12 protein-coding genes are annotated in these 16454 nt (G+C 66.6%); 3 read left to right on the top strand and 9 right to left on the bottom strand.

The window, feature by feature from the left end; genetic code table 11:
• From pelG to ASE88_RS17325, 4 genes are all read right to left on the bottom strand, one after another.
• The coding region (gene pelG, locus ASE88_RS17340; protein WP_056480277.1) for an exopolysaccharide Pel transporter PelG at window positions 1–1285 on the bottom strand (1285 nt) is incomplete at its 3' end.
• A 24-nt stretch (window positions 1286–1309) separates the two neighbouring features.
• A complete protein-coding gene (locus tag ASE88_RS17335) occupies window positions 1310–4705 on the bottom strand; it encodes a M10 family metallopeptidase C-terminal domain-containing protein (RefSeq protein ID WP_056480274.1) in 3396 nt (1131 codons plus the stop codon).
• 154 nt (window positions 4706–4859) lie between these two features.
• On the bottom strand, window positions 4860–7178 hold the full coding sequence (locus ASE88_RS17330) for a TonB-dependent receptor domain-containing protein (RefSeq protein ID WP_156357080.1): 2319 nt from the start codon (window positions 7176–7178) through the stop codon (window positions 4860–4862).
• Window positions 7179–7548: 370 nt separating this feature from the next.
• Entirely contained in the window at window positions 7549–9234 is a 1686-nt protein-coding gene (locus ASE88_RS17325) for a L,D-transpeptidase family protein (protein WP_082466625.1), read from the bottom strand.
• A gap of 145 nt (window positions 9235–9379) precedes the next feature.
• Between ASE88_RS17325 and ASE88_RS19815 the strand changes: the two genes are divergently transcribed.
• From ASE88_RS19815 to ASE88_RS17310, 3 genes are all read left to right on the top strand, one after another.
• Complete coding sequence (locus tag ASE88_RS19815; RefSeq protein WP_156348403.1) at window positions 9380–10066, top strand: cell wall hydrolase; 687 nt, start codon at window positions 9380–9382, stop codon at window positions 10064–10066.
• Window positions 10067–10079: 13 nt separating this feature from the next.
• Complete coding sequence (locus ASE88_RS17315) at window positions 10080–10643, top strand: septal ring lytic transglycosylase RlpA family protein (protein WP_056480269.1); 564 nt, start codon at window positions 10080–10082, stop codon at window positions 10641–10643.
• A gap of 254 nt (window positions 10644–10897) precedes the next feature.
• Window positions 10898–11884, top strand: coding sequence for a helix-turn-helix domain-containing protein (locus ASE88_RS17310; protein WP_056480267.1), 987 nt, complete (start codon window positions 10898–10900; stop codon window positions 11882–11884).
• On the opposite strand, the gene ASE88_RS17305 is transcribed toward ASE88_RS17310, so the two are convergent.
• The 5 genes from ASE88_RS17305 to flgM form a co-directional block, all read right to left on the bottom strand.
• Window positions 11885–12649, bottom strand: coding sequence for a sigma-70 family RNA polymerase sigma factor (locus tag ASE88_RS17305; RefSeq protein ID WP_056480264.1), 765 nt, complete (start codon window positions 12647–12649; stop codon window positions 11885–11887).
• The gene (flhA, locus tag ASE88_RS17300; protein ID WP_056480261.1) at window positions 12646–14733 is read right to left on the bottom strand and encodes a flagellar biosynthesis protein FlhA; all 2088 of its coding nucleotides are present in this window, start codon (window positions 14731–14733) and stop codon (window positions 12646–12648) included. The genes ASE88_RS17305 and flhA overlap by 4 nt, the downstream gene beginning before the upstream one ends.
• A 3-nt stretch (window positions 14734–14736) precedes the next feature.
• On the bottom strand, window positions 14737–15594 hold the full coding sequence (locus ASE88_RS17295) for a hypothetical protein (RefSeq protein ID WP_056480258.1): 858 nt from the start codon (window positions 15592–15594) through the stop codon (window positions 14737–14739).
• Window positions 15595–15823: 229 nt separating this feature from the next.
• Window positions 15824–16141, bottom strand: coding sequence for a hypothetical protein (locus tag ASE88_RS17290; protein WP_055881695.1), 318 nt, complete (start codon window positions 16139–16141; stop codon window positions 15824–15826).
• On the bottom strand, window positions 16128–16445 hold the full coding sequence (flgM, locus tag ASE88_RS17285; RefSeq protein WP_056480255.1) for a flagellar biosynthesis anti-sigma factor FlgM: 318 nt from the start codon (window positions 16443–16445) through the stop codon (window positions 16128–16130). Before flgM ends, ASE88_RS17290 begins: the two co-directional genes overlap by 14 nt.
• Between the last annotated feature and the right edge of the window lie 9 nt (window positions 16446–16454).

Raw genomic sequence — 16454 nt, 5'->3', positions numbered from 1 at the left:
CCACCGCACCCGCCATATACCCCCAACCGAACGCTGCGAACCCCGCATCCCATTGCAGCATTGTCGCGACCGCGCTGCCGATCGCGAATGCGGTCCACGTCAGCAGGATGCGGCCGAACAGATCGTAATAGGCGAGCACGACCGTCGTTGCGATCGCGACCAGATGAAACACCGTGCCGAGCGAGGTCTGCCGAAACGCGAAGATCGCGCGGGCATCCGCGCCGATCGCCTCGAACAGCGGCACCGCCAGCACCCAGGCCAGCGCCGCGACCAAGGCCTGCGCCAGCACCATCAGCCGCAGCCCGTCGACCATCGTCCGCATCAGGTCGCCGCGTGCCTCCTCGATTCGTTGCAGCGTCGAGGTGCCGGTGCAGCGCACGATCATGTCGTCGAATGCGCGATCGAATCGCGTCTCGGTGACGATCAGCAACAGCGTCAGCCCGGGCACCATCGACAGCAGCCCCAGGAAGCTCCCCTGGTCGTTGATCGGATTGAGCCGCAACACGCCGATCGCGCGGACGCTATCGGGGCCGAGCCACAACAGCCATTTGTCGATCCAGATCGCGGCGACGCCCGCAATCCCCGCCGCTGCGACGATCTGCGCGAGCCGCGGCGCCATCGCGTCACGCCGTGGCAGCACCGGCGCCGCGGTGAAATGGCGGCGGATGACCAGCATGATCGCCGCCAGCGTCAGCGCGACGCCGCCGGCGATCACCGCCAGCACCAAGTCGACCGCAGGCCGGGGGATCAGCATCAGCATCAGCGCGGCGACGCCGATCCCCAGCAGATAGGCGAGCGGGATCGCGCGATAGCGGCGCAGCGCGGTTAGCAACGGCGCGGCGATCCACACTTGCGTCAGCCAGGCGAGGATCAGCGTGGCGAGTGCGGCCTCCACCAGCGGCAAGGCGGCCAGCATCCCGAACACCACCGCGCCGATCGCCAGCGCGATCCCGCCTCCCGCCGCCAGCGCGACCAGCATGATGCCGGTGACGCCGCCCGCATCGCGCGCGAAGATGCAGTCCGCCACCATCCGCGTCGCCAGGATGCCGATCGGCGCTGCGGCGAGTGCGGACAGGCTGAACGCATAGACCAGGACGGTCTGCACCGTGCGCGCGCCGTCAGACCCGAGATGGACGGTCGACCAGCGGTTCAGCAACGCCATCGCCACCGCGGTGATCAGCCAGGGGCCGGCGCTGATCACCGCACCGAACGCGGCGGCGCCGACGATCCCGCCAATGCCACCGTCACGCGCGGTCTTCGCCAGTTGAAAGCCTATGCCCGCCATATCACCGCCGGCCTATGCGGCGGTTTACATGAAGAAATCGTTCGCGCTCAGAACATGATGGCCGGTCAGTGCGATCGAGAAATCGGCCGCCGAACCGCTGTCGGTATTGCCCTCGACGATCGTGAATTCCTTCCCGCCGATCATCTGATAGCTGTAGCGAAGCTGGCCTGGTGCGGAAAACTTCGCCGTCGTGCCGATGAAGCTGAACGCCTGGTCGCCGCGCGCGAACAGCGAGCTGTTGGCGTCGATCATCGACAGGTCGATCTTGTCCTGCCCAACGGTGAAGTCGGCGATGACGTCGCGCGACGTCGATGCCAGGCTGTCGCCCTTCACCTCGAACCGGAAGATGTCCGCGCCTGCGCCGCCGGTCATCATGTCCATGTCGTCGCCGCCGATCAGGATGTCGTTGCCGTCGCCACCGACGAGGATGTCCTTGCCGTCGCCACCGATCAGCGTGTCGTTGCCCGCACCGCCGTTGAGCGTGTCGTTGCCCATGCCACCGATGAGGCGATCGTTGCCGCCGAGTCCGTTGAGGACGTCGTTGCCCCAGCTGCCATCGAGCATGTCCTGCTCGCCGGTGCCGTTGATCATGTCGGCGAAGTACGTCCCGGTCTTGGTGATGCCGACCACATCGGTGACGCCGATCGTCAGCGTCTGCGTGTCGATCGCACCGCGGGCGTCGGTGGCCACCACCGTCACGCCGTAGATATTGTCGCGGTTGGCGTCGGTTGGCGCCTCGAAATCAGGCGCGGTGACGAACTTGAGCACGCCGGTCGTCGCGTCGATCGAGAAATTGGCGCCGTCGCCGCCCGCCCCGATCGAATATTTGATCGAATCGCCCCAGACGATGTTCGCGTCGGTCGCGGTGATCGTTGTCAGCGCGGTGCCGTTCTCGGCGATCGACAGCGCGCCGGTGGTGCCGCCGCCGAACGCGGTCAGCACCGGATCGACGTTCGCCTGGTGGCCGATCTTGACGTCGTGCACGCCGACAGCGCCGAGGTCGATCGTCAGGATCTCGCCGATCTGGCTGGCGATCGTACCGCCGCTCAGCGTCGTCCAGTCGGTGCCGGGCGCCTTCAGGTCGACCGTCACCTTGCCCTCGCCCTCGACGGTGAACGCCAGGTCGCGCCCGTCGCCGCTCAGTGTCGTCAGCGTCGCGCGCATCGGCAGCGCGGTGATGTGCGTCACGTCGTCGGCGACCGCGCCCATCGTGATCGCATAGGTGCCGCCCGCCTTGGGCAGGAACACCGTGTCCGCGTCATAGGCATACCAGTTGGCGACGCCCTTGATCACCTGGCCGCCGCTTTGCCCATCGACGTCAAGCGAGAAGGTGCCGGTGGTCGCGCCGACCGTCGCGGTGATCGTGTTGCCGACCACGGTCGAGGTGATCGTCGCGTTCTGGAACGCGCTGACCCGGCCCGCGAGGTCGGCGAGCGTCACGAACTCGACTCCGGCCGCTGCGGCCTGCGCGACGAAGGTGGTGAACATCTGCTTGGTGTACAGGCTGGTCGCGCCGTCGGCGGCCCACATCGTCGGGCCGTAGTCATGCCATGGCCACACGATCACGGGCGCATCGGCATTGGCGGTCAGCGCGCCGAATTCCTTCGCCCAGATCGCGCTGGCCTCGGCGACGGTCTTCTTCTGGAACTCGATCAGCGAGAAGTCGAACGACGTGTTCGGCGCCAGATACACCTTGTCGTCCGCGGCGTTCTGCGGCGTCATATAGCCGATCGCATTGGGATAGCCGGCACCCACCCCCGAATAGCCGCCGCTGAGATACGTCACATATTTCAGGATTTCCTGGCTCGTCGCGATCTGCTCGGGCGCGCCGGGCACTGCGGCACCGCCGACCGTCACGGTCTTGCCGAGATACGCGCTCAGCTGCTGTTCCAGCTCGGCACGCGACTGGCCGAACTCGAAGGCGATCTGCGCATCGGTCAGCAGGTTGGTGTCTACCGGATGCGTGTAGCTGTGCGTGCCGATCTCGTTGCCCGCATCGAGCAGCGCCTTGTAGAACGGCAGCGACACCGCCCAGTCGGTCGCCTGACCATTGGCCGGATCGTTGCCGATGTTGACGTAATAGCTGCCGACGAAATTATAGTTCGTCTTCCACTCGGTCAGGATCGGCAGCAGCTTGTCGTAGATCCCGGGTGCGGTGCCGACCGGGTTGACCTCGTCGGTCTGCTGGCTCTGGTCCATGTCGACGCGCGACGCGAACAGCCCGGCCTGGCGGGTCATCTGCAGCCCGACCGACAGGCCGTTGCCGTTGACCGAATAGTCGATCGCCTTCTGCAGCAGATTGTCGTCGGCCATCACCGCTTCGCTCGAGAACAGCACGTTGCGCCCGCCGGTCTGTGTGGCGAGCGCAGCCGAATAGGTCTGGCCGTTGACCGTCTCGGTCGCGATCGTCGTGCCCGTCCCGCTGACGCTGGTGAACGCGTTCCAGCCGATACCGGTATATTGGCGGATGACCTGCCCGTCGCCATAGCCGTCGAGCACGAGCTGCGACGCATCGCTCGCCTTGACCGTCACGTCGGCCGGAAAGCCGCCGGTCACGCGCGTGGCGTCGAACAACAGCTTCATCCGCGAATAGGAGTCGCCGGCGAGCGCTGCGTTGTCCGCGCCGTTGGTCATGAACTCGCCCGCCGCGACCAGGCCGATGCCGAACTGCTTGGTCGCCTGTTCCAGCGTCTGCGCGATCAGGTCGGCCTTGCTCGCCTCGACGTTGCGGAACGACGGGAAGACGATCGTGTCGTACTTGGCGAGCGTCGCCAGGCTGGTCAGGTCGCCCTCGGTCAGGATGTCGAACGGCACGCCCGCCTGCATCGCCTGGCTCTGCGCGGCCATGAACAGCTGCGAATAGGCGGTCTTGCTGAAATAGGCGTTGGCGGTCGAATCGGACCAGACGATCGCGATCCGGTGCGACGGGTCGGCGACGATGCCGGTGTCGTTGAAGACGGTGAAGGCGGGGTTCGAATAGTTACCCGGCAGGAACGCGGTGTCGTTGACGTCGTAGATCGTGTCGATCGCCTGCGGGTTGCCGATCGCCGCCTTGGGCACCTTGAACTCGACGGTGGTGCGATCTGCCGACCACGCCGCCTGCAGGCCGCTGGCGATCAGCGTCTGCCCCGCCGCGCCGCTGTACAGCGATACCGTACCGTCGGCGGCGAAGTTGACGTTGTATTCCGCACCCCCCGCAAATCCGAACACCTGATAGCCGGTGGTCGCGTTGCGATCGGTGTTGAGCCATGCGGTGGTATTCGCGCCGATCGCGGTGGGAGCGGTGATCGCGAACGCGAAGTCCGCGCCGTCGCTGCGGGCATAGATGGCGTATCCTGCGCCGAGACCGCGATCGATCCGGTCGCCGACGGCCCATTCGTCGAGAGTGCCGTCCAGCGTCACCGATGTCGCGTTCGCCATGCTCAGTCCTCGTAAAATCGCGTATCCCACCGCGCCGGGCCTTGACCCCTCGCGTTCCGCGCGAGCGCCCTACCAAGACTCGGGTGACGTCCGAAACCACTAAGATCGTTGCGCAAAGGTCGGTTTGTGCCAACGCGGTACGCGGGCATCGCGGTCAGAAACTATAGCTCAGCCTGACGCTGATCCGTCGCGGCAGGACCGGGCGGCCGACGAAATAGGGGCCAGCCGCCTGCGATGGCAGGCGCGCCGAGGCCTCGGCCGGCGCGGCCGTGTCGAACAGATTGTACACGTCCCCCGCGATCCGCACCGCCTGCCGCCCCGCCATCTTCATGGTATAACCCGCGATCAGCCGCACGAGGTCGAAGCCGTCGAGCCGCGTGGTGTTCGCATCGTCGGTGAACAGCCGCCCGGTGTGCGTCGTCGCGATTGCGGCGTCGAGGGCGCCGTCGTCGTAATACAGCCCCGCATTGTAGACGAGGTCGGGCTGCCGCGGGACGCGGTTGCCGATGAACTGCCGGGTCACGTCCAGCGCGGTGTAGACGCCGTGGACGAGGCCGATATTGCCGTCGAACCGCAGATGATCGGTCAGCCCGACGCGCACCGCGCCTTCGATCCCGTGCGCCTTGGTCGAAACGATCGTCACCTGTTCGATGACCCCGCCGCTCGCCGTATTGGCGAGCACGACGGAGCGGCGATTCTTGAGATCGTTGACGAACACCGACACTGATCCGCCAACCCTGCCGCGATCATATTTCACACCTGCCTCCGCCTGGCGGATGATCTCGGGCTGGTACGACTGCGTCTGTCCCGATGCGCTGATCGATACCGAGTTGAGCGCCGGAAAGAAGAATCCGCGGCTGGCGTTGGCATAGAGGTTGATCGCCGGCGTCAGTTTGTACAGCGCGCCCGCCGACAGCGCCCAGCTGTCCGCCGCAACCGTGCCGCGCGCGATCGCGCCAATTTCCCAAACCACGTTACGCAGCGCGGTCGACAGGTTCGGAGTCGTCGCGTCGGTGATCGTCGTCGCGGTCGCCGCGCGCGTGATGACGCCCTTCGCCCGCTCGATCCGGCCGCCGAGATCGAACACCAGCCGACCTGCTTCGATCTGGTCGGCGAGATACAGTGCGCGGTGCGATTGCCGGGCGGTGCCGTTGGTATAGCCGAGCCCGGCGTCGAGCAGCCCGTCGTCGGCGATGATCGTCGGCGTGCCGGCGGCGTCGCGTACGACCAGATCGACGAGCCGCGCCCTGGTCTCGAACGTCCCGAGATACGCGGTCGTGATCATGGTGTCGCGCGCCCACGCGTCTGCGACATAGCCCCCCAGCGTAATCATATGGCGGACATCGCCATGGGTCAGCGTCCGGGTCAGGTCGAGTTCCGCGCTGCTGTCGTGCGTGGGGCGGATCCGGTCCTGGATCCGGTTGGCGTACACGAGCGCGTCCGCCGGCAGCGCTGCGCCGGTCTCTGCCAGCGTGAACATCGCGTCGCCCGGCAGCTGTCGTCGCACGATAAAATCCGCTTGAGACTGCGGCACGTTGGCGATGCCGTCGCCGTCGAGGAAAAAGCCGAAGCGGTGCGCGTACTGCGAATATTTCGCCTTTCCCCGGATGCCCCAGCCGCCGCCGAGGTCTCTGGTCGCGGCCAGCGCGATCTGCCCGCCGCGGGTGAAGACGCCGTCGGTCACCTGAGTCTGGTAGCGTCCGCCGGGCCGCGCGAATCCCAGGTCGGCGACCGCGTCGGTCAACATCGATCGCACCGGACGGCCATCGTTGCCGACCAGCCGGTCGCGCGTCGCGCCGTCGAGCGGAAGCGGCGGATAGAATTGCACATGGTCGTCGATATATTGCGCGAACAGCGTGACCGACCCCGATCCGTCGGCGAACTCTTTCCGCAGATTGCCGCGGATCTGCCCGCCGCGGGTGACGAGTCCGGTCCGGATCGGCCCCTCGTCGCGGCGCAGATAGCCCGATACGGCGTAATACAGCCCGGCATCGCGGCTCAGCGGACCGCTCGCCGCCAGATCGCCGCGGAACCGTCCGCGTTCGGCGGCTTCGAGCTGGACGATACCTTCGGGCGTGTCGTGCCCGGACTTCGAGATATAGTTGATCAATCCGGCGACCGATCCCGTGCCGAACAGGTTCGAAACGCCGCCACGGACCAGTTCGAGCCGTTCGATCCCCAGGTCGTTGCGGAAATAGACATCATAGCCCGATCCGTTGAGCCCGAACGCGCTCAACACCGGGATGCCGTCATATTGCAGCGGGGTCGCCTGGAAATTGTTGCTGATCGGCAGCCCTTTCAGGAACAGGTTCACGCCGATCTCGCCGCCGCTGCTCCCCGCCTTGATCGATGGCAGCGTCGCCAGCACATCGGCCTGGCTCGCCCCGACGGTCCGACGAAGCTGATCCGCATCCAGCGTCGCGATCGACAGCGGCATGTCGCGCGCGCGCCGCGCCGCGCTCGTGCCCGTCACGACGACCTCGTCCCGCGGCGATGGCGCCACGGCCTGCGGCTGACCGCGGGGTGGCGGTCCTGCCGGCGGCGCCGCCCGCGCCGCTGCCGAAAGCGCCGTCGCCACTATGACTACCGCATGTACCGACCGGAAAGGCTTCGGAAAAAAGATGAGTGGACTCGGTGAATCGAAGAGGGCGCCGTATTCTTATCGGGCCGCGGACCAGCCGCAACCAGTCAAGTTGTAGGTCCATATACTAATCTGCACTAGCAATATGGATCAACTACATGCGGTGGTGCGCCCGCGCCGCCGGCCTCTCCGCCCTCCGGCCTCTCCGCCCTCCGGCCTCTCCGCCCTCCGGTCGATGCGCCCGCTGGTTACGGCCCGCTGGTTACGGCCCGATGTCGATCGCCTGCGCCTCGGCGCGCTTGGCCGACGCCTTGGCGAAGCCGAGCTGCTCGGCGATCGGATCGTTCCAGCCATAGGGATCGGTCCGGAACGCCACCCTGCCGCCGTCGTCCACATAGACGTTGTGGTAGAGCAACCGGACCGGAATCCGGCGCGGCAGCGGTACGAACGTCATCTCACCCGAATTTTGCGCGGTCTGCCACGCCTCGGTCACGCCCTCGTCCTCGGCAAGCGTCTGCGCGAACCCCAGCGCATCCTCGACGCGAACGCACCCATGGCTCAGATGGCGCTGGCTGCGATCGAACAACGCCGGCGCGGACGTATCGTGAAGATAGATCGCCTGATCGTTCGCCATGTCGAACTTCACCAGCCCCAGCGCATTGCTCGGCCCCGGCTGCTGGACGATCCAGCCGTCGCGCATCACCATGTCGTGTGCGGCCAGATACTCCTCGCCCACATTGGCCATCTCGCCATTCTGGATCGATTTCGGCACCGTCCAGGTGGGGTTGGCCACCAGGCGATAGATTGGCGAGAATAGCGGCGGGGTTTCGTGGCCGGCTTCGCCGACGATCACCTTGCGCTGGTCGACCATCGTCCCGTCGCGGTAATAGCGAAGCTGCGCGGCGGCGGTGTTGACGTCGATCCGCGTCGCCGGCGGAGTCCGCGCCAGCCAACGCCGCCGTTCCAGTCCGACCGCCAGCGCCCGTGCGCGATCGCCCGCGCCCAGGTTGAGCACCTTGAGCGTCTCCGGACCGACCACCCCGTCCGCGGCAATCCCGTAATCGGTCTGCAAGCCCTTCATCGCTTCGGCGATCGCCGACGTGTACAGCGGCGCAGCAGGAGCCACGCGCTGCCCGGTACCAAGGGCTATGCCCGGGCTGGCAGCGGGAGTGGGGGCTGGGGCGGAGACTGGGGCGGAGGCCGGGGCCAGACCGGACGGTGCGGCCAGATACCCGCTTTCGACGAGCTGCTCGACGATCGTGACGACACGCGGATCCCGGTTGCCCACCCGGATCAATCCTGCGGGGATCGCCTCGACGGGGGTCCCGGCGGCTGCCTTGGTACTGAAGGCGAGGTACGCGTCGGACAATTGTCGATATTCCGGATCCTGCGGCGGCAAGCTGGCGAACCAGGCCGCAAGATCGCCCTTCGCCAGCGCGCGGGCGAACGCGGCGACGAGATCCGCCTTTGGTCGCGGCAGCGTATAGACCGGCTGCAGCGTGGTTGGATCGACCCGGCCCTGCGCAAGCGCGGTGGCATAATCGAGCGCCGCCTTCGTGCGCGCGATGTCGGTGTCGGCCGCCGTCATCCCCTCCGTCGGGGTTGGCAGGAAAATGACCTGGTCGAGGCCGTGCCGCGCGCGATCGGCAAGCACCTGGTCGAACGCCGCAATGGTCGAGGTGGACCAGAGACCGCGCCAGCCCGCCTTGGCATAGAGCCCACGCAGGACCGGATCGGTGATCGCCTGCTTGTCGATGACGGCTGATCGTTTGACGGGCCCGGCCGTGTCGGCCGTGTCGGCCGTGTCGGCCGTTTTGCCCGTGTCGGCCGCCTCGGCTGCGATCGCCGGTGTTGCCGCGTCCTGCGCAACGGCTGGTCCTGCCAGCGTCAAACCCAAAAATGGCACCACGCCGACGGCGAGCCGTGCCCGCAATTTCCTGATTGTCATGACGGTTCAACGTGCAGCCCGCCGTATAGGATCATCCGTGCCCGGAAAATACGCCGCCAGGGCCGCACGGGCGGATCCTGCGTTTGCAAAAGACGCACGGCGTCCGCCCGTTTCCCTGCTCGGTCTTCGCCGATACAGAGGCGCGATGACGAGCAGACGCGCCAGATCCTCCCCACCGCGTCCACTGCACACCCGCGGGGGGCGGGGGGCGTCGCGCCGTCCGTCGTCGGAGCATTGGCTGCTGCTGCTCGGCGTCGCGGTCGTGTTGGCGGCACTTTTCGGGTCGCTGACGGACTCGCCCTGGCCGACTGCGACCTCGGATCGGCGGCGTCCGCAACGATTGACGATGGCGCAGGCCCGCGCCTCGAATGCGCGGGTGCCGATCGTGACCGCGAAACGCCGATCCGCGGCACGATTCCGGTTCGCAGGTGGGCCAGCCGCGCGCGAACAGGCCACCGAATGCCTGGCGACGGTCGCGCTGTACGAGGCCGGCGACGACCGCGACAGCCAACGGGCGGTGATCCAGGTCGTGCTCAACCGGGTCGGCGCGGCGGGATTTCCCAAGACCGTGTGCGGCGTCGTCTATCAGGGGGCGAACCGCACCACCGGCTGCCAGTTCTCGTTTTCGTGCGACGGATCGCAGGCCCGCCGGCCTGAGCATGCCGGATGGGCGCAGGCACGGCGCGCCGCGCGCCGTGCGCTGGCCGGCTATGTCTATGCGCCGGTCGGCCGCGCGACGCACTATCACACCGACTGGATGGTACCCTATTGGCGGGGCTCGCTCGTCAAGGTCGCGACGGTCGATTCGCACATCTTCTACCAGCGCCGATGACGCAGGATCTCCTATGCTGACTCTCTCGCGCGTCGCGCCGCTCGTCATCGCGCTGGCGCTCGCCGGCTGCGCGGGCGGCCACTACCGCCCGGTCAGCGACATGCCGGTCAAGCTCGGCGTCCCCTATCGCGTCCGGGGCACGACCTATGTTCCCGCTGTCGATCCCACCTACAACACCCTCGGCTATGCCAGCTGGTACGGAACGGAATCAGGTAGCCGCACTGCCAGCGGCGAACGTTTCCGCTCTGATTGGGTGACCGGCGCGCACAAAACGTTGCCGCTGCCAACCTATGTCGAAGTAACCGCGCTCGCCACCGGACGTCGGATCATTTTGCGGATCAACGATCGCGGCCCGTTTGCCGGCGGCAGCGCCAGGATCATCGACCTGTCGCGCGGCGCGGCCGAGCAGCTCGGCCTCCGTAAAATGGGACCAGTCGCGGTCCGCGTCCGTCGCATCGACCCATCCGCCGACGATCGCGCGCGTCTGCGAAAGGGCAAGTCTGCGCATCCGCTCCCGCCGATTTCGGAAAATGACCGTCTGACCCTTCGATCACAGCTCGACGCGAGCGGTTTCTAACGCCGTCCGCCAGTGTCTTCGAACAATTAATCGTTGCCTTAGCGTATCCAATCCTTCGCAGTTGCGGCATAGGGGTGGGATAGGGGAATCACGTCATTAGCCGATTGGTGGTGCGACATCTGCCCATGTCTTGTGCGTCGACGCGTTTTGTCCAATACCTCGGCGATAAGTGCTTCATCTGGTGGTTTTAATTGCCACCCCATAAGTCTTATGCAACCGCCCGAGGTAACGAAGCCTATGTTAAGGTCGTTCGAATGAAGGCAGTACAGTTCGCCAATGGCATCCTGCGGCCGGGTATGCCGTCATCGGCGGCCGACATGCCCGCGGGTCTGCACGTCCGCTACGCCGCGCCGGATCGCGCGCTGGCCGAATTTGTTACCGGCTATGCGATTTATGCGGCGGAAGACCGGGCGCCGATGGTCAACTGGTATCTGCCCTCGCCGGCGATGATCTCGATCGTGCTGGACGCCGGACCGATCACCGTGTCGCTTGGCAATCATCGGTTCGGGCCGCTAGATCCCGTCAGCCTTTATGGCCCGACCAGTCGCGCTTTTCGTACCGTCACGCATGGCGGCATCGCGATTGGCATCGGTCTCAGCGCGCTCGGCTGGGCGCGGATGACCCAACGTCACGCCGGCGATTTCCACAATCGGATCGTGCCGTTGAGTTCGGTAGTGGGCGCGGAGTTCGCAGAGCGGTTGCGCGAAGGGCTCGACGTCTTGGACGACGAAACCTCGATCAAGCCGTTGCTCGACGACATGCTCGTGCCGCTCTTCGCCAAGCCCAGCCCGCGCGAGCCGCTTATCCGTGCGTTCACCGCGCTGACGGTCACCGACGGGGTGATCGAGATGAAGGACGTCGCCGAGCGCCTCGACGTGCCGACCCATGAACTGCGCCGCGTCGCGACCCGCTATTTCGGGATGCCGCCCAAGATGCTGCTGCGACGCGCGCGATTTCTGCGCTCGTTCATCCGGTTGATCGGGGATCACGGTCTCAACGATTATTCGGCGATCGATAGCAGCTATTTTGACGCCTCGCATTTCCTTCGCGATGCCGGTACCTTCCTGGGTACCACGCCGCGCCGTTTTCTCGCGGCTGAGACAATCTTCCTGCGCGCCAGTCTGCGGGCACGGCTCATGGCGCTAGGTGCGCCGACCGCGTCGCTGCACGACGGGGCGCCGCGCGCGCGCTTTTCGCAGCCGCATCATGACGACGGAACACGCGGCCAACCCGAGCTCTGATCACACCGCGCGGGCCAATGCCTTTTTCAACTTTGCGTGAGCGGACGCCTTGATCTGGCAGACCCGCGCTGAGCCGACGCCGAACACTTCGCCGATTTCTTCGAGGTTGAGGTCCTCGACATAATAGAGCTGGATCACCTGCGCCTCGCGCTCGGGTAGCGCCGAAATCGCGGCGATGAGTGCGTCGCGCAGATCGCTGTCCGCCAACTGCGCGAACGCGTCCGGCGCATCGTCGGCGAACCAGGGCAGGTCGTCGGCATACATCTCGTCGATCGAATCGAACCGGAGCGAGTCTGCGGTGACGTAGTCGGTGCGCAGTTTCTCGACGCTGACGCCGATATGCTGCGCGATCGAGTCTTCTCCCGGGGCTTTGCCCGTGCGGGCGGTGAGCGTCGAGATAGCCTCGGCGTACTGGCGGCGGCGCCGCATCGCGCCGCGTGTCGACGTCGCCTGGCGGCGGAGTTCGTCGATCATGCTGCCGCGCAGGCGCGTGATCAGGTAGGTCTTGAACGGCATGCCGCGCTCGTCGAAATTCGCGGCCGCCTCGACCAAAGCGACTAGCCCGACTTGGATCAGGTCCTCGACCTCGACGCTGCTGCTCATGCTGCCATGCACGTGCCAGGCAATCCGGCGGACCAGCGGCAGATGCTGTTTGACGAGCTGGTCGGCGTCGCCGCCGGGGCGTTGATGCGGGCGGTAGGTCAGCGGTTGGCCTGCGAAAGACTGAGCATCCGCGAAGGCACCGCGCAGGGGCAGCGCGCTCATGCCGCCAGCGCCTGTTGGCCAAAGTTTCCGGCCTGCGCCGGCTGGGACGCGCCGATCACCGCGACGACTTCGACCGCCTTCTCCTCGGGCACTTCAAAGAACGACAGCACCGGCGTGTCGGGCAGGCACGTCCTCACCAGCTTGCGAATCGCGAGGCGGATCGACGGCTGGACGACGAGCGCGAACGGCTTCGCCTCGGCGATCAGCGGTTCGGCGGCGCGTTGCAGCGCCTCGACGATGCGGCGGCCGAGATCGGGTTCGATGACGTGGCGGCGCGATTGATCGGCGCGCATCGCCTGGCCGAGCAGACCTTCCAAGTGACCCTCCAACGTCATGACGCGCAGCGGTTCGCGCACGCCGCACAGTTTCTGGATGATGAGCGCGCCGAGCTCGGGACGGATCGTCTCGATGAGCTCCTCGGCGTCCTGCGTGCGCTGCGCCGCCACCGCGATGGCGCCGGCGATGCGGCGGAATTCCTTGAGCGGCACATTCTCCGCGAGCAGGCCCTTGAGCACCTGCGTCAGCGTCGTGATCGGCAGCGGCGCGAGGGCTGCCACCAGCTGTGCAGCACGCTCCTTCAGGCCGTCGAGCAGCGCCTGCACCTCGTCCTGGCCGAGCAGGTCGGCGGCGTTCTGGCCGAGCAAATGGTTCAGATGCGTCGCCATCACCGTGCCGGGATCGACCACGAGATAGCCCGCACCCGTCGCGGCATCCGCGTCGCTCGCATCGACCCAGGTCGCGTCGAGCCCGAAGGTCGGGTCCTTCACCTTCTTGCCGAACAGGTCGCCGTACGCCTGCCCCGTATCGAGCGCGAGCATCTCGTCGGGCGAAACCGTGTCCTCGCCGACGACCACGCCATTGACGAGGATGCGGTAGACGTACGGCGCCAGATTGATGTCGTCGCGGACGCGGACCTGCGGCACGACGAAGCCCAGTTCCTTCGACAATTGCCGACGAACCCCGGTGATCCGCCCCATCAGCGGCGACCCGCGGCGCTCGTCGGCGAGCGGCACCAGACCATAGCCGATGTCGAGATTGACCTGCATCCCGTCGGTGACTTCCTCCCAGCCGATCCGCGACTGGTCGATCGTCTCGACCGGCACGACCACGACCGGCGCCGGACGCCGCTCGATCTGGCGCAGCTTCCACGCGGCAAAGCCCGCGATGGCGGCGGCGGGCAGGATCACCATGTGCGGCATGCCGGGCAGGATGCCGAGCAGCGCAAGGATGACCGCGACCGGCGTCCACGTGCGCGGGGACCCGAACTGGCCGCCGATCTGGCCGGCAAGATCCTTGTCCGAGGTGACGCGCGTGACGATCGAGGCGGCGGCGATCGACAGCATCAGCGACGGCAGCTGCGCGACGAGCGCGTCGCCGATCGCGAGCAGAATGTAATTGTGCGCGGCGTCGGCGATCGACATGCCGTGGCTGACGGGCCCGAGGATCAGCCCGCCGATGATGTTGGCGGCGAGGATCAGCATGGCCGCGACCGCATCGCCCTTCACGAACTTCGACGAGCCATCCATCGAGCCGTAGAAATCGGCTTCGGTCGAGACTTCGACGCGGCGCGCCTTGGCCTCGTCGGGGGTGATGAGCCCCGCGTTGAGATCGGCGTCGATCGCCATCTGCTTGCCCGGCAGCGCGTCGAGCGTGAAGCGCGCGCTGACCTCGGAGACGCGGCCCGCGCCCTTGGTGACGACGATCATGTTGATGATCATCAGGATCGCGAAGACGAAGATGCCGACGACGTAATCGCCGCCGATCAGGAACGTGCCGAACGCCTCGATGACGTGGCCCGCCGCGCTTTCGCCCTCATGGCCGTGGACCAGCACGATCCGCGTCGAGGCGACGTTGAGGCCGAGGCGGAACAGCGTGGCGAACAGCAGCACGGTCGGGAAGGCGGAGAAGTCGAGCGGCTTCTGTGCGTTGAGCGCGACCATCAGCACAGCGAGGCTGATCGCGATGTTCGCGACGAAGAAGATGTCGAGCATGAACGCCGGGATCGGCACGACCATGACGAGCACGAGCATCAGGATCGCGAGCGGCAGGACCGATGCACGTGCGTTGGAGAGCAGGCGGTTCATCGCTTAGCCGCCGAGCCGTGCGAGCATCATATAGGCGAGCCGCGCGGTGTCGGGCGTCGGCCGCAGCACGTTGACCGCCGCCTGCGTTGTCTTGCCGGAGAAGCGGCCCATTGCCGAACCCATGGCGGATTGTGCCCAAGCGAGCGCATCGTCCGCGCTTTCGTTCGAGCCGGTGATGACCGTGCTGCCGTCCATGTCGATCGCCTGCGCGGCGTAGCTGGTGGCGCTCGCGGTCGAACTCGCGCCCGCTGCCGCGCCGCCGAGCTTGTCGGCGAACCGGTCGTAGATCGCCGACAGCGTGCGCGGCTGATTGTTCTTATCGTAGAAGACGTTGTGGTTCGCGCGCGCCGCGGCGGGGAACAACGCCGCGCCGCTCGCCTGGGGGTTGGCCTGCATCGTCTTGAGAAACTTTGTCGCACCGCCAAGACCCATGAAATGCGCCATATAGAGGTCGGTGCCCGACGCCGGACGGTTCAGCGTGCCCTCAAGCGACGCCTTGTTGTCCGACGCATATTCGGCCGCCATCAGCGAGGCGGCGTTGGGATCGTTGCGCAGTGCAAGGATCGCCGCCTTGGTGCCGGCGTCGCCGACCGACAGGCGGCCGCTCGAGGACTGGCCGATGCTGTTCGCGGCCCAGCCGAGCCCGTGCTCAGCGCCATGCTTCTTGACGACCGACAGCCAGCTCTGCTCGATGAACTGGTAGAGGCCGGAGGCGCTCGACGTGCCGGCGCGCGCGTTGGCGTTGAGCCCGCTTTCGAGCTTTGCTTGGCCGAGCAGATAGTCGAAATCCACGCCGGTCTTGCTGCTCGCAAGCGCGATCGCGGACTGGATCCGGCCGGTAGTGATGGAATTGACGGTCATGCCCGTATGTGGTGCCCCTGATTCAGGAATTACTCAGCAAGGGGCGTGCCAGTTTTGGAGTATGCTCAACCGCCAATCGTCATTCCCGCGAAGGCGGGAAGGCATATTGGCTGCCGGTGCGATAGAATTGGGTGCGCCGGAGTATACGGATCACCGCCTGCGCGGGGACGACGAGGGTGGGGAGGTCTCGTCCGCGAAAGTCAGGCGTAGGCGCCGCGCGCCGCGAAAGTCAGGCGTAGGCGGCGCGCAGACCCGGCCGATAGCCGGCAACGGCACCGTCGCCGGTCAGCGTTTGCAGGCGGCGGCGAACATTTGCCGCCATCAGGTTGGTATAGATGCGGCACGTCTCGTTGAGCCGGTTCGCCTCGTCCGCGAGCTCGCGGATCTCGGTGCCCGCAGGGCCGGTGCCCAGCAACGCGACCTGTTCGATCCCGGCAAGCTTGTCCGCGGTCGCGCGCTCGAGGCTGGCGACGTCGTTCGATTTGAGCGCGGCGATCTCGGCGTGCAACGCGTCGATAACGCGGATCAGGGCATCACGCCGTTTCATTGGAATTCCAGGCCAGGCTGAGCGCCATCAGCCGATCGGCGATGGTCGCGGGAAGGATCGGAAAGGTGCCGCTGGCAATCGCCTTCTTGATCTCGGCGACGCGCGACGCGTTGACCGGCGGCGACGACGCCATCGATTTCGCGAGCGCGATCGACTCGGGCAATGCCGGGGGCGCCGCCTGGGGCTGCGCCTGGGCAGGCGTCTTTACGGGCGTTTGCACGACCATTGCCGGCGTCGCGGCGGCGATGCGCGCAACGGAGCGATCTCCTGCCACAGACGGCTTCGCGCCGATCGGGTCCACCATGTCCGCATC

Source organism: Sphingomonas sp. Leaf38, assembly GCF_001421825.1.
Classification (GTDB): domain Bacteria; phylum Pseudomonadota; class Alphaproteobacteria; order Sphingomonadales; family Sphingomonadaceae; genus Sphingomonas.
The sequence above is the reverse complement of the archived record's forward strand: the minus strand, read 5'-3'. Positions and strand labels throughout refer to the sequence as shown.